The 14,508-nt window shown below is 38.4% G+C and carries 18 protein-coding genes; all 18 read right to left on the bottom strand.

Going from position 1 to position 14,508, the window contains the following annotated elements; genetic code table 11:
- Positions 1–12: 12 nt before the first annotated feature.
- Positions 13–435, bottom strand: a complete 423-nt coding sequence (fliL, locus tag ABDZ91_RS11815; protein WP_343799218.1) for a flagellar basal body-associated protein FliL — start codon at positions 433–435, stop codon at positions 13–15.
- On the bottom strand, positions 428–646 hold the full coding sequence (locus ABDZ91_RS11810) for a flagellar FlbD family protein (RefSeq protein ID WP_343799217.1): 219 nt from the start codon (positions 644–646) through the stop codon (positions 428–430). Before ABDZ91_RS11810 ends, fliL begins: the two co-directional genes overlap by 8 nt.
- Before the next feature lie 46 nt (positions 647–692).
- Positions 693–1,871: a flagellar basal-body rod protein FlgF gene (gene flgF, locus ABDZ91_RS11805; protein ID WP_343799215.1), complete on the bottom strand. Its 1,179-nt coding sequence runs from the start codon at positions 1,869–1,871 to the stop codon at positions 693–695.
- A gap of 72 nt (positions 1,872–1,943) precedes the next feature.
- Entirely contained in the window at positions 1,944–2,333 is a 390-nt protein-coding gene (locus ABDZ91_RS11800; RefSeq protein ID WP_343799213.1) for a TIGR02530 family flagellar biosynthesis protein, read from the bottom strand.
- Positions 2,334–2,975: a flagellar hook assembly protein FlgD gene (gene flgD, locus ABDZ91_RS11795; RefSeq protein WP_343799211.1), complete on the bottom strand. Its 642-nt coding sequence runs from the start codon at positions 2,973–2,975 to the stop codon at positions 2,334–2,336.
- A gap of 8 nt (positions 2,976–2,983) precedes the next feature.
- Positions 2,984–4,189 carry a flagellar hook-length control protein FliK gene (locus tag ABDZ91_RS11790; protein WP_343799209.1) on the bottom strand — a complete coding sequence of 402 codons (1,206 nt, stop codon included), beginning with the start codon at positions 4,187–4,189 and terminating at the stop codon, positions 2,984–2,986.
- A 29-nt stretch (positions 4,190–4,218) separates the two neighbouring features.
- Entirely contained in the window at positions 4,219–4,821 is a 603-nt protein-coding gene (locus tag ABDZ91_RS11785; RefSeq protein ID WP_343799207.1) for a MotE family protein, read from the bottom strand.
- A gap of 5 nt (positions 4,822–4,826) precedes the next feature.
- On the bottom strand, positions 4,827–5,273 hold the full coding sequence (gene fliJ, locus ABDZ91_RS11780) for a flagellar export protein FliJ (protein WP_343799205.1): 447 nt from the start codon (positions 5,271–5,273) through the stop codon (positions 4,827–4,829).
- Complete coding sequence (gene fliI / locus ABDZ91_RS11775) at positions 5,270–6,595, bottom strand: flagellar protein export ATPase FliI (RefSeq protein WP_343799203.1); 1,326 nt, start codon at positions 6,593–6,595, stop codon at positions 5,270–5,272. The genes fliJ and fliI overlap by 4 nt, the downstream gene beginning before the upstream one ends.
- The gene (fliH, locus tag ABDZ91_RS11770; protein ID WP_343799201.1) at positions 6,592–7,353 is read right to left on the bottom strand and encodes a flagellar assembly protein FliH; all 762 of its coding nucleotides are present in this window, start codon (positions 7,351–7,353) and stop codon (positions 6,592–6,594) included. The genes fliI and fliH overlap by 4 nt, the downstream gene beginning before the upstream one ends.
- Positions 7,346–8,359 carry a flagellar motor switch protein FliG gene (gene fliG, locus ABDZ91_RS11765; protein ID WP_343799199.1) on the bottom strand — a complete coding sequence of 338 codons (1,014 nt, stop codon included), beginning with the start codon at positions 8,357–8,359 and terminating at the stop codon, positions 7,346–7,348. Before fliG ends, fliH begins: the two co-directional genes overlap by 8 nt.
- An 11-nt stretch (positions 8,360–8,370) precedes the next feature.
- Positions 8,371–9,975, bottom strand: a complete 1,605-nt coding sequence (fliF, locus tag ABDZ91_RS11760; protein WP_343799198.1) for a flagellar basal-body MS-ring/collar protein FliF — start codon at positions 9,973–9,975, stop codon at positions 8,371–8,373.
- A 60-nt stretch (positions 9,976–10,035) separates the two neighbouring features.
- On the bottom strand, positions 10,036–10,332 hold the full coding sequence (fliE, locus tag ABDZ91_RS11755) for a flagellar hook-basal body complex protein FliE (RefSeq protein ID WP_343799197.1): 297 nt from the start codon (positions 10,330–10,332) through the stop codon (positions 10,036–10,038).
- Positions 10,333–10,344: 12 nt separating this feature from the next.
- Entirely contained in the window at positions 10,345–10,791 is a 447-nt protein-coding gene (gene flgC, locus ABDZ91_RS11750; protein ID WP_343799196.1) for a flagellar basal body rod protein FlgC, read from the bottom strand.
- A gap of 2 nt (positions 10,792–10,793) precedes the next feature.
- Positions 10,794–11,183, bottom strand: a complete 390-nt coding sequence (flgB, locus tag ABDZ91_RS11745) for a flagellar basal body rod protein FlgB (protein ID WP_343799195.1) — start codon at positions 11,181–11,183, stop codon at positions 10,794–10,796.
- 503 nt (positions 11,184–11,686) lie between these two features.
- Complete coding sequence (gene codY, locus ABDZ91_RS11740; protein ID WP_343799193.1) at positions 11,687–12,466, bottom strand: GTP-sensing pleiotropic transcriptional regulator CodY; 780 nt, start codon at positions 12,464–12,466, stop codon at positions 11,687–11,689.
- Between the two features lie 59 nt (positions 12,467–12,525).
- Positions 12,526–13,947 (bottom strand): ATP-dependent protease ATPase subunit HslU, encoded by a 1,422-nt coding sequence (gene hslU, locus ABDZ91_RS11735; RefSeq protein ID WP_343799192.1) that lies wholly within the window; start codon positions 13,945–13,947, stop codon positions 12,526–12,528.
- 2 nt (positions 13,948–13,949) lie between these two features.
- Positions 13,950–14,492 (bottom strand): ATP-dependent protease subunit HslV, encoded by a 543-nt coding sequence (gene hslV, locus ABDZ91_RS11730; protein ID WP_343799191.1) that lies wholly within the window; start codon positions 14,490–14,492, stop codon positions 13,950–13,952.
- Positions 14,493–14,508 lie beyond the last annotated feature (16 nt).

Genomic DNA, 14,508 nt, shown 5'->3' with positions numbered 1-14,508 from the left:
CAACCTTTGCCTCTACTGCTGGAGAATATAGGAGGTTATATATACCTGCTCAATTTCACCATCTGTTAAAAGGTCATTTATTTCTGTTTTAAGTGATTCTTCCAAATCAACTTTCCCTTTACTACCCTGAAAGTCTTCTGCTGTCATATTTGACAGTTTTTTTATAATTAAGTTGTTTACCTGGAAGGACCTTTTCTCCAGTTCTTCCTTAGCTTCTTTACTATCTGTTTGTACTTTAAATGAAATACGGATAAATTCACCACTTAATAAATTTGTTGTCATCTCGGGGACATCCACTGAAGCTTCAAGCACATCATCAATAGTAGTAGCCTGTCCTTCCTTATTCACATTCAAGAGGACAAATAAAGCCCCGGCTCCCACTAGAGTTATAGCTGCCAAGATAGCAAACATAGTAGTTAACAGTTTATTATTCATGAAGTTCCCCTCCTTGTCCCATTACAGCAAATAAACCCACTCTTTTGTAAAATGCCTCAACCTGTGAAGTCACTTCTTCAACCGTTTCTTTCACTACATACTTCTTTCCATTTGATAAAGTAATCGTACAGTCTGGAAATGCCTCAATCGTTTCAATATAAACAGCATTAAGAGTAAAAGCTTTTCCATTTAATTTAGTTAGTGTAATCATGATTTGGGGAGGTCGATGCTAGCCGATCGACCTCCTCCCTCCTTTACTAACGTTTTAGATTTACGAGTTCTTGGAGGATTTCATCTGAAGTTGTAATAATTCTCGTGTTTGCTTGGAACCCACGTTGTGCCACAATCATTTCTGTGAATTCTTCAGAAAGGTCTACATTAGACATTTCTAGTGAACTTGATGCAATCGTTCCAAAACCTTCACCTGGTACTCCGTTACTTGGACGGCCAGAGTTTACAGTTTCGCGTAGTAGGTTGTTTCCGGCTTTTTCAAGACCAGATGGGTTGCTGAATTTTGAGAGAGCTAGTTGCCCAAGTTGGAGAACAAGTCCATTTGAGTATACTCCATTGATTTCACCTAGACCGCCGATGTTGAAGCTTTCTAGTGCTCCTGCTGAATTACCGTCGGCTGTTGCCATGGCAGTGATGGAGCCCGATTCATTTGTCAAACCTTCCAAATCTAATGTTATTGGACCCGAAACATCAATTCCAATGCCACTCATATCACCTGTAGATAAAGTAAGACTGTTATCTGTAAAATCAATTTCCACTATAACGCCATTTCCACCATCATTATTATTTATGAATTCTACCTCCCATTCATCTGCGTCAGTAATACTTTTATAGATTTCAACATCAAGAGTGTGGGCTTCACCATTTTCATCAACCACTTTAATTTGTTGTGTAATGCTTTTGTTACCAACAGCATCATCAGGAAGGTTTCCCGCAAGAGTAATCTCAGTGGTCTCTCTAGCAGGAACAGCAGCATTTACGTTTACTACGATATCCTCTAGGATTCCATTGTTATAAGACTGCACCTTATACCCATCCTGCGTAACTAAAGTCCCTTCATCATCCAAATAGAAGTTACCTGCACGCGTATAGAAATTTGATTCACCTTGTGATACTACAAAATATCCATCCCCATTGATCGCTAAATCTAGTGAACGACCCGTCGTTTGAAGACTTCCCTGTGTTGTAATCGTATCGATTGATCCAATAGACGCTCCTAAACCAACTTGCATTGGGTTTTTACCCCCCATATTTCCTTGTGCAGCAGTCGCACCTGCCATCGTTTGGTTCATCGCATCTTTAAAGGTTACTCTTCCTTTTTTAAACCCGTATGTGTTTACATTGGCGATATTATTTCCAATTACGTCTAATTTCGTTTGAAAGTTACGTAAACCACTAATACCAGAGTACATTGAACGTAGCATACTTCATTCTCCTCTCAATTTGGTGACTGCGTCTGTCGGTCGGCAGTCAAAGCCCTCCAAAAATGGTCCAGGCTATTCTAAAACGATTGTTCCTGTTATGTTTGTAAAAATTTGCTCATTGGCTTCTTTTCGTGACATCGCTGTAATGATGGTCTCGTTATTGGCACTAACAATAAATGCTGAATCCTTCATCAATACAAGCGATTCCTTTATCCCCAGCTTTTTCGCTTCTTGTATTTTGTTATGTAGCCTCGTCCAGCTACTCTCATCTAGCTGTATACCTCGTTCTTTCATTCGTTCCATTGCATGTTTGCTTGCTGTTAATCCGGTATTTTGATTGATGGCATTCTTCAGTTGCTCAGCAAATGGACTCCCATTTGAAGGTACATTTCTTTGTACCTGTTGTTTATTGGGCGGGACAATCGGCAACTTAGGGTAATTGGAAATATGAATAGGTTTCATTTATTCCTCAATCCCTTTTTGAACTTTTATAATTTGTCCCTGACTAATGGCTTGTTCATCATCAAGGATGAATTTCACATCCCCGTTTTTATACGACACAGCTTGAACGGTGGAGGTTACTTCCTCTCCAGCTTGATTCATCCAAGTTACGGATAGACCAATCATATGACTAGCATCCACAATTGTTTGAGAACCCTTAAATTGGTTAATTTCAGTCAATTCTCCTGGTGAAATTGTTGAGCCATTATCTAAGCTAAATAGGATTTGGCCTTCGACAAATTCAATTCCATTGATATGGCCTGTTCCTTCTAAGATTTCTAGGCTTTCTCCTTCACCAACAGTCTGTTGCCAGGAGACTTGTTTTCCCAGTAATTGTTGATAGTTTATAAGATTGGCTTCCTGTTGACTTAATGCTAATTTTTGAAAGGAATTAGACATGTTCATCATTTGCTCCAAGCTCGAAAAACTGGCCATTTGTGCAATAAATTCTTTATCTTGCATTGGGTTTAACGGATCTTGGTTTTGAAGTTGTGCCATTAGTATTTTTAAAAATTCGTCTTTCCCTAAGTATCCTCCGTCCTTTACCTCTCTTTCCTGTTTTACATTGGAAAGCATGTAGGAGGATTGAATGGTATTTGACATACGATCACCTACACAATCAGTTCGAATAATATATCTTCAAAATTCACTTTTTCTTCTTCATTAGCTTCCTTATCTTGATTAGGTTGCTGTTGATAGGAAGATTGTTGCTCCTGCTGTTCTTTGTTTAAGAAAGATCGCTCTTGCTGATTAGATAACATGTTCGCTACTTCAATTTTTTCTACTTGCTGAGTAGCCAAAGCGTTTCTAAGACCTTGTAACTGCGCCTCAATCATTTCTTTTGCAGCAGGTGTGGACGTTAATAGACGGGCAGTTAAAACACCATCTTGTTTCATAATCTCAATTCTTAAAGTACCAAGATGTTCTGGATGTAACTTAACGAATAGCTTTTGTACTCCATTCGCATCAGTAAATTGACTCTTTTGCATCATCTTTGAAAGCATTTCTGTAAACTGCTGAAAGTTTAAAGGACGGGATTGAGCCTCTGAATTGGAAACAATTGGCTGCTTAATATTAGACATAAACGATATATTACCTTCGAACATTTTAGTAGAGCCTTCAAGCACACCTAATTTTGAAGGTTGTTTATCATCCATTCCTTTTCCCGCTAAAACTAGGGAATGGAAGGATTCATATGCTCTAGATAAAGTCTGGTCTCTTTTAGCATTTAACAAGATCAATTGTTCACGAATGTTAAATAAAGCATCTTTCAACTGTTGAAAAGCTTTTAATTCATCGGAAGTTAATGAAAGTTTATTTCCTACTAGCTCGACGGTTTTCAATAACTCTAGCATTTTAACTATTGATTGAGAGGGAGTCTCTCCTTTACTCAAACCATTCTCAATTGAAAGTGCCATTTCGGACCAATTTTCAAATGTAAATAAATTTCCGTTAGCCATATTCCCTGGCTGGCTATTGAGGAACTCTAATAAATCATTCATGTTCATGCCCGTTACCACTTGTAACAGAGATAACAGTTCAAAGGGCAGATCTTCTTCATTCGTAAGCAAGAACGAATCTAATCCTTCTAACGGCTGACCCGTTGAAGGTAACGATATGTTAGAATCAACATCCGTTTGTGAAAGAAAATCAATCAGTGCTTGAATACCTTCTGGGCTTTCCTGCGCCTTTTCTTCCTTTGGACCTGAGGAAGATAAGTTGGCCATCAATGAGGCAAACCCTTTTGGATTTTCAACCGAGCTACTATTTTTTGAGATATTCATAGTACCGGTTGCTTGTACACTCGCGACGTTCATTATTTCACCTCCTTTCAAGTGAGCATTTTTTACTCATTTGGAATAAAAACAGTTAATTTTTGTGCAAATCTAGCTGCGTCTTCTGGAGGCATTTTTTCTAAGATGGAGGCTAATGAATCCTTGTTTATGGTTGATAAAACTTGTAGGGCTACATATTCATCCATTTCTATTAAAATAGGAGCCGCACTTTTGGCAGACATCGTCTCAAAGGTTGAAACAACTTCCTTAAATTCACGTTTGCTTTTTTCCTGAACATTTCTCAGTTCATCAATAAGGAGTTGCTGTTGTTCAATCTCAGATTGAAGCTCTGAAATAGATTGGTCTTTATTTTGCATTTGGGCTTCCATACGCTGAATCTGAGTTTCCCGCTCCTTGATTTGTCCTTGTAAGGCCACAACATCTTCCATTTTAATTTCAGATGAGGCTTTTTCTTCTGATAGCATTCCTGAAATACCAGGGATTTGTTGTCCGATTGCATGGGCTTTTTCAAATACATTCACACCAGCAAAACTCAGAAGGACAAGACCTACGGTTAGAGCGAATAATATGGGGATGACCACTACAAATAAAAACCATTGCCCTTTTGAAAATGTCTTTTGTGTTTGTTCGTTTTCCGCCATCGCTTTTGCCATTGGTTTCACCTAAATTTCTGATTCGTAAATTGTCGCAGTGCCGCTTCATCCATTACTTTTGCTTCTTCTTGTTTGATTAGAAATTGGTAATGGGTTCGATCTCGCTCTTTTAATTTTGAATATTTCTTTACTTCTACGTCGCTTTTATGAAGCTCAAATTCTTTTATTTGCATCGCTTGTCTTGCGGTGGATACTTTGTTCTGTGATTGATCAATAGACTTTTCTAAATTTTTTCGGTAGTGCTGAATTTGTTTGATATGCAAAACTGTTAACCCTTTTGAAAGAGCTTGTTCATGTTCTTGTTCTAGTTGTTCTTTTTTTCTTAGAAGTTCATATAATTGGGTGGCTGCTTGCTCGAAGTGATCGACAGAATGGATATATTCCTGCCTGACTTGATCCTTTTCTTTTTCCTTTATAGAAAGTACGGATTCATATCGAAACTGATAACTCATGACAGACTCCCTTCCTCAATCACTTGTTGTAAGTGTTGGATACTCTCATCAAAGCTTGATGGTTCATTTGTCGCTTGCTTCAGAAACTCTTTTATTTTTGGATATAACCGAATGGCTTCATCTATTTCTCTAGAAGATCCTTTCTTATAAGCACCAATCTGTATTAAATCCTCGGATTGCAGATATTTGCTATAGGTTTCTCTTAATTTTTCCGCTGCTTTTAAATGACCTTTCGATACAAGCTGATTCATCAATCGACTTACACTTTGTAAGATATCGATTGCAGGAAAATGCCCTTGGTTTGCAAGTGTACGGTTTAAGACAAAGTGGCCATCTAAGATTCCTCGAACGGTATCTGCAATCGGCTCATTCATATCATCGCCGTCCACCAATACGGTATAAAAAGCAGTAATCGAGCCTTTTTCGCTCGTTCCTGTTCTCTCTAGTAATCTCGGTAACAGTGCGAAAACTGAAGGAGTGTAACCTTTCGTTGTCGGAGGCTCCCCGATTGCTAGTCCGATTTCTCGCTGCGCCATAGCTACACGCGTAACAGAATCCATCATTAGCAACACACTTAACCCTTGATCTCGAAAGTATTCAGCAATGGCCGTTGCTGTCAGGGCTCCTTTAATTCTCATTAGAGCTGGCTGGTCAGAAGTTGCTGCTACCACAACTGATTTCTTAAGACCTTCTTCTCCTAAATCTCGTTCAATAAATTCTTTTACTTCACGACCACGTTCACCGATAAGGGCAATCACATTGACGTCTGCTTTGGTTTCTTTAGCCATCATTCCGAGGAGTGTACTTTTTCCGACTCCACTTCCAGCAAAGATTCCAATTCTTTGACCTTTACCGACTGTTAGCATGGAATCAATTGCTCTAACTCCAACAGGGATGACCTCCCTTATGGTTGGCCTGCTCAGCGGATTTGGTGGCTCTTGCTCTGTTTTTACAGGCACTAGCCCTTTTGAGCCGGTACTTCCATCTAATGGCTGACCCATAGCGTCAATAACTTGTCCAATTAAAGCTTGTCCAGCCTTTACTTCAAGCGATTTACCCAACGATTCAACTAAGCTACCTGGGGAAATCTCTTGAATGTTACTGTAAGGCATTAAAATGACATGCTCATCTTTAAAACCAATAACTTCAGCTAGTATTCTACGTTTTTTTCCATTGGAGCCTGTATAAATGTAACAAACATCTCCAATTGAGGTAGATGGACCTTGGGATTCTAACATGATCCCCACAACTCGTTTTATTTTTCCGAATTTTTTAAAAGGATCAATTTGTTCAACGAGAGGAATTAAATCGGATGCTCTCACGCTTCTTCCTCCTCTAACCATTCAAGAAGCTTCTGCTTAATTTCAGCAAGCTGTACTTCGGCACTTCCATCTAGTTTTCCCCCAGGCGTTTCAATAAGGCAGCTCGTCGAAGAGAGCTCTGGGTTGGCATAAACATAGATTTCTGATTCTGCTGGAAGTAATAATGTAAGTTCATTCTTTGAGCGAAGTATAGCTTCATAGTTGTCAGGATGAACATAAATAAAAGCTGTCTTTGTTTCTTTCACTTGTTTAATGGCCTCTTTAGAAAAGGAAATAAAATCTTCTTCTTGTCTAAGTTTTTTCCCGATAACCTTTTCAGCAACTTTCACTGCTAGCTCAACGATTGTTTTCTCTGAATCTATTAGGTGTTGGTGATAATCCTCTTGAGCTTGGCTAACAATTGAGTTGGCCTTGTCAAATAGAGTGCTTAAGTCTTTATAGCCTTCATTCCGACCTTGATTATAACCTTCTTCATAAGCCTCTTTTTGCACTTGGGTCCTCAGTTGTTCCTTCTCTTCTGCCCAATGTATTCTCTCTTGGTCGAGCTCCAGTAACATTTGTTCTCTATGCTGATGAACCTCTGCTAGTATTTGCTCTGCTTGCTTATTAGCAGCGTTAACAATTTCCTCCGCCACTACTTTAGGATCCTGTTTTTTTTCTGGTTCAACTTCCTCTGTAACCTGGGTGTGGAAGGGTTTCACCCCTATTAACTGCCCCTCACGATTTGCGACGAATGGCGCTTTAAATACCCTAGACAATAATATCGTCTCCTCCACCTCTAGCAATTACAATTTCACCAGCATCCTCTAATCTCCGAATAATGGCTACAATTCTAGATTGGGCTTCTTCCACATCTCGTAAACGAATAGGACCCAGTAATTCCATTTCTTCTTTAAAGGTGTCTGCCATCCGTTTAGACATATTTTTGAAAACAACTTCTTTTACTTCCTCGCTTGCTACTTTTAATGCAAAAATAAGGTCTTCATTTTCACAATCACGTATTACTCTCTGAATTGAACGATTATCCAATGTGACGATATCTTCAAATACAAACATTCTCTTTTTAATTTCTTCAGCAAGTTCGGGATCCTGAATCTCTAAAGCATCTAAAATAGTACGTTCGGTTGAACGATCAACACCGTTCAACACCTCAACCACTGCTTCAATTCCACCAGCATGGGTGTAATCATGAGTCACAGTAGCTGAAAGCTTTCTTTCAAGGATTTGTTCTACTTCGTTGATAACCTCTGGTGAAGTGCTATCCATAATGGCTATTCTCTTGGCAATATCCGCTTGCATTTCCTGCGGTAACTCAGACAATATCTGGCCAGCTTGAGTTGGGTCTAAATAAGATAAAATAAGTGCAATGGTTTGCGGGTGTTCATTTTGGATAAAGTTTAAAATTTGGCCAGGGTCAGCTTTTCTTGCAAAGTCAAACGGTTTTACCTGAAGCGATGAGGTTAAGCGATTGATAATTAGGTTCGCTTGGTCCTCACCAAGAGCCTTTTCAAGTACCATCTTGGCATAACCAATCCCACCTTGGGAGATGTAATCCTGTGCTAAAGCAATGCTATGAAACTCCTCTAAAATTTCCTCTTTTGCTATGGCATCTACTTTTCTAACACCAGATATTTCAAGCGTCAGTTGTTCAATCTCTTCTTCTGATAAATGTTTATAAACAGATGCTGATACTTCAGGACCGAGGGAGATGAGTAGTATCGCTGCCTTTTGTCTACCCGTTAACTCTTTTGAATCTTTCTTCATTAAATCCCCCCCTATTCTTGAGAAAGCCAGGAACGAAGTAATTTTACGAATTCATCCGGCTTGTTCATTGCCAGCTGTTCGAGCTGCTTTCGTTTAACAGTTCCTTCTGTTTCCTTCTCTTTATTTAAATCTGGAACATGTATTGCCGTTTGTTCTTCTTCCTCTTTATAGTCAGCCACATACCCTGTAGCTTCAGATTTATTACGAGATTTCATAAACAGTAATACTAGAATCAGTAGTAATAACAATAAACCACCAACTGCCGGAAATACCCACCATGGGAGCTCTGGGCTGGAACTTGATTGGAATTCAACCTTTCCATTAAACGGTTGAACGGAAACAACAATCTTGTCTTCAATCACTTCGTTACTCATTTCCGTTACATTTGAGTCCTTATGTATTGAAGTTCTGATAATGGTTCCGAGCATCTGTGTGATGTCTTCCACGGTCCCTTGTGGCATTGACGTTGGATCATCCGGCACGGGCGGTTCAACCATTACCTGAATTCCAATGTCCTTAATCTTGTATGGACTTTCTACAATTTCTTTTCGAATTCGGTTTACTTCGTTGTTTATTGTTTCTTCGATTCTTTCATAATCACCGTTTGAGCCATTCGTGCCCATGTATTGATTTAATGGGTCTGTTGGATCCTCCCCTTGAGGAACTCCACCTGCCTGGTCAGCACTTCCTGTAAAAGTTTCTGTTAAACGTTGAGCACTTATGGTGATTCCTTCCATGTTTTCCCCATCAACAGGTTGGACAATGGATTCTTCACGATTTTCTTGGGCAAAGTCAATGTCAGTTGAGACTGAAACAACCACTTTGTCTTGTCCCATGATCATCCCTAACATACGTTGTACTTCGATTTGAATATCCCGCTCAATCTGCTTTTTCATCTCATATTGAGTTTGTATCAAATTACCCCCAAAAGAATCCCCATTATTTTTTAGTTCAAAACTATCAAAATATTGATTCGTTATGGCGATATTATCAGTAGGGAGATTCGGAACACTTTTGGAAACAAGGTGATACAAAGAAAAAACCTGTTCCTGAGTAAAGGAGTGTCCCGGTTTTGTTTCCAAAACAATGGACGCTGACGCTTCCTGAGATGCGTCACTTACAAAGATTCCTTTCTCTGGAAGGTTGAGCATAACATTCGCATTCTGAACGCCGTCTATCCCTTTAATCAGGTTGGCTAATTCCGTTTGCATTGCGTCCAATTTCATTACATTAAATTCTTGTTCAGTTGTACCAATTCCAGCATTTTCACTGAAGTATGAGTAATCAATTTGACCAGTATTTGGAATACCCTCAGCAGCCAGCTCAACCTTCAATGTATCGACATATTGTTCTGGTACTGAAATGGTCGTTCCACCGTCCGTAATAACAGACTGAATCCCTCTACCATCTAAAGTCTCTTTAATCACACCAGTCTCAGAAGGTGCCAATTGACTGTATAGAGGGACCATATTACTTTTACCTGCAAGAAGAACGATTACGGTTATGGCTACAAATATGATTAAGATAGATGAGATCAATGTTAGCTTTTGTTTTTGTGTTCGTTCTTTCCAAAATAACTGTATTCCTTTTACTTGTCTTAGAAGTGATTCATTCATTCTTATCCCCCGAGTACATGCACGCTAATTCACGCGGATTTCCACTATGTTAAGTAAAGATTAAAGTTGCATCCTCATAACTTCTTTATAGGCTTCAACAACTTTATTTCTTACTTCTATGGTTGCCTGCAAAGTAACACTAGCTTTTGAAGCTGCAATCATCACTTCATGTAATTGGACTTGCTCACCACGAACTAACTTCTCGGTCATTTGGTCAGAATGCAATTGTGCATTATTTACTTCTTGGACTGAATCCTTTAACCACGAAGAAAAACTCTTCTGTACATCAGCAGGACTTGTGCTAGTTTTTTGTAAGTTTAGATTCGGTAGAGAACTATTCGATATCCGTTCAATCATTTTTACTCACCCTTACTTTCCAATTTCTAGTGTTTTCATCATGATGCCCTTTGTAGCATTAAGTACGGTTACGTTAGCTTCATAAGACCTTGTAGAGCTAATTAGGTCCACCATTTCTCGTAGTGGATCCACATTAGGCATCTCTACATATCCATCTTCATTTGCATCTGGATGACTAGGATCGAAGACTAGCTTAAATGGGCTCCTGTCTTCAACTATTTTTGAAACAGCTACCCCGTCCCCGGATTGATTTGTATTCATAGCTTGCTTTAAAAAAGTTGAAAATTGATTCTGTGGTTGTAAGACGACCATCTTTCGTCTATATGGCTGCCATTCTCCATTCACAAATTGTGCACGTGTGGATTCTGCATTTGCCATATTAGAGGATACAACATCCATTCTTAATCTCTGTGCAGATAGAGCAGACGATGTGATATTCATACTATTAAATGCGTTCATGCTTATTGACCACCTTTAATCACACTTTGTAAACTTGAAAACTTACCATTCAATCGTTCAACCAGTGCATTGTAATAGATTTGGTTCTTTGCTAAATCCGTCATTTCTTTATCCATATCAACGCTGTTACCGTTGTTATTGTATAAATAATTACTTCTAGCTTGAATAAAAGGATTCTGTGTTTTCGCCTTAATTTCAAAGTGCCTTGGATCTGTTCGCAATCCATCTAGTTCCTTCGTTGCTTTTTGCAAGGTGTCTTGGAAAGAAACCGACTTTGCTTTGTAATTGGGAGTGTCGACATTTGCAATATTATCTGATATTGCATTTTGCTTCATTGTCGAATATTGCAACCCTTGTTCTAGGGAAGTAAATATATTAGAAAATAATTTCACCCTTAACACCTCTCGTAAAATAAATGTAACAGTCGAAATGAATAAGTAAGCAAAAATACAAGTATATTAACTATTCTAATGATTAACAAAGCATCTGTCTATGTAGTTAAAGTTATTTTTCTTGTGCCAATTTTCCTATTTTCCCTAAAGGAAAATGGGATTACAAACAGGAAGAAAAATGAAATTTTACTATTTCGCGAAAAAATCGGTGAATATATTCGAAAGGAAATTGTCGAAAAAATCGAGAAACCCCTTGTAGTTTTGTGTCGAAATAGGCAACTACGGTGTTGCAGGACCATATACCTATTCGATGCTGCATGGAAATGAATATTTAAACATTTCAGTAATTTTACAAATGTAATAAACCTTATACTATTTTTCGTTATTTCTCCTAATCATCGAAAAAAACTTAACATTACCCTTCGAGGATTATCTTCTCAGTGATAAGAATCACAAAATAAAAAAACCTCTGGCATTCAGCCAAAGGTTTTTTCATGCAACTATTATGAAGTTTTAAGCTTTTCTAGTTCAGCTAAAAACTTATCATTTAATACTTTAATGTAAGTCCCTTTCATTCCTAGGGATCTTGATTCAATGACACCAGCACTCTCTAATTTTCTAAGAGCGTTAACGATAACGGAACGAGTAATTCCCACACGATCTGCTATTTTAGATGCAACGAGTAAGCCTTCTTTTCCGCTTAGTTCTTCAAAGATATGCTCAATCGCCTCGAGCTCACTGTATGATAGAGAGCTAATCGCCATTTGAACAACCGCTTTACTTCTTGCTTCCTCTTCAATTTCTTCTGCTTTTTCACGAAGAATTTCCATACCAACAACTGTTGCACCGTATTCACCAAGGATTAAGTCATCATTTGAGAACTCTTGTTGCAAACGAGCAAGAACTAGGGTCCCTAGTCTTTCTCCCCCACCGTTGATTGGAACGATCGTAGTTAAACCATTTTGGAATAACTCTCTGTTTTCAACAGGGAACGCAGTATGTTCACTGTATACATCCAAGTTAGAAGATGTCTCTTGAATGTTGAATAAATTTTTTGTGTATTCTTCTGGAAATTGACGGTCTGCCAACATTTGCTTCATTCTTTCATTCTCAATTTGTTGGTTTACAGCAAATCCTAGAAGCTTTCCTCTGCGACTTAAAACATAGACATTTGCTTCAATAACTTCACTTAATGTATTTGCCATATCCATAAAGTTAACAGGCTTACCAGCCGCTTTTTGAAGCATTGCGTTAATTTTTCTTGTTTTTGATAATAAATCCATTTTAATTTTTCCTCCTACAGCATCTCTTGCTACATCTAATTTATCATTTTTTTCAGCGACTAGAGAATAAATTGACTTAAATCTTTATCCTTTGAAATAGCGCCTAGTTTTTCATTTACATATTCTGGCGTGATTTGAATCGTTTCTAAAGTAATATCCGGAGCTTCAAAAGAAAGATCTTCTAGAAGTTTCTCTAAAATAGTATGTAGTCTTCTAGCTCCAATATTATCGGTGTTCTGATTCACTTCAAATGCAATTTCTGCGATTCTACGAATAGCATCGTCAGAAAATTCAATTTGTATACCTTCTGTTTCCAATAAAGCTTTATATTGTTTAATTAAAGCATTATCTGGCTCTACTAGAATTTTTACAAAGTCATCTACTGATAGTTTTCCTAGTTCTACACGAATCGGAAATCTTCCTTGTAGTTCCGGTATTAGATCAGAAGGTTTTGCCATATGGAATGCTCCAGCGGCCATAAATAAAACATGGTCTGTTTTAACAGATCCGTATTTCGTTACAACTGTTGACCCTTCAACAATCGGTAGAATGTCTCTTTGAACCCCTTCACGAGATACATCAGCACTTGAAGACTGGTTCCCTTTGCTAGCAATTTTGTCAATTTCATCAATGAAGATAATCCCTGTCTGCTCTGCTCTAAAAACAGCCTCTTGGGTCACTTCATCCATATCAATTAACTTGTTAGCCTCTTCGTTCGTTAACACTTTTCTAGCTTCACGAACGGATAGCTTTCTCTTTTTCTTTTTCTTTGGCATTAGACTACCTAGGGCATCTTGCATATTCATACCCATTTGTTCCATACCCGATCCTTGGAGCATATCAAACATGGATGGTTGTTGTTCCTCAACTTCAACTGTAACCACTTCGTTTTCTAGTTCACCTAAAGCAAGCTTTTCTTTAACAATTTTTCTTCTTTCTAGAAGATTATAATCCTCATTCGATTGTTGCTGAGTATCCTCTTGGTCTCCACCGCCACCAAAGAGCATTTCAAAAGGATTTTTCATATTCGTTTGCTTTTTCTTACCAGGGACTAAAAGTTCAACTAAGCGTTTATTAGCATTTTGTTCTGCTCTTTCTTTCACACTGATCATTTTTTCTTCTTTCACTAGTCGTACAGAAGTCTCAACAAGGTCTCTAACCATTGATTCGACATCTCTTCCAACATATCCAACCTCAGTAAATTTAGTTGCCTCAACTTTTATAAAGGGAGCACCAACTAGCTTTGCCATTCTCCTTGCAATTTCCGTTTTACCTACACCTGTTGGCCCAATCATTAAAATATTTTTAGGATTCACTTCATCCCTTAGCTTTTCAGGAAGCTGACTGCGACGGTAACGGTTTCGTAATGCGACAGCTACAGCTCTTTTTGCATCCCTTTGACCAACAATAAACTGATCTAAACGTTCCACAATTTGTCTTGGAGTTAAATAGGTACTGTTACTTTTTAGTAGATTCACCATAATTACAGCTCCTCTATAATGATTTCATTATTTGTATAGACACAAATCTCAGCAGCAGTTTCTAATGCAGCTTTTGCAATATCTCTAGCTTCTAGGTACTCTCCAGCATTTCTCTTTAGAGCTCGACCAGCAGCAAGAGCATAATTTCCACCAGAACCAATCGCTAATATTCCATCGTCTGGCTCAATGACTTCTCCAGTTCCAGAAATAAGGAGCATATGAGATTCATTCATAACAATGAGCATGGCCTCAAGCTTACGAAGAATCTTATCACTTCTCCACTGCTTCGCCAGTTCAACCGCTGCTCTTTGTAAGTTTCCATTAAACTCCTCAAGCTTTCCTTCGAACATTTCAAAAAGCGTAAATGCATCAGCTACTGATCCTGCAAATCCTGCTAAGACCTTTCCACCAAATAATTTACGAACCTTCCTTGCTGTATGTTTCATAACGACTGCATTGCCAAAGGTAACCTGTCCATCCCCAGACATGGCACATTTCCCATTGTGATGGATTCCAAATATCGTTGTAGCGTGAAAGTTAGACATACATTTTCCTCCTAAA

Origin of the sequence: Bacillus carboniphilus, from assembly GCF_039522365.1 — a bacterium.
In the GTDB taxonomy this organism is placed as follows: Bacteria; Bacillota; Bacilli; order Bacillales; family JC228; genus Bacillus_BF; species Bacillus_BF carboniphilus.
The sequence above is the reverse complement of the archived record's forward strand: the minus strand, read 5'-3'. Positions and strand labels throughout refer to the sequence as shown.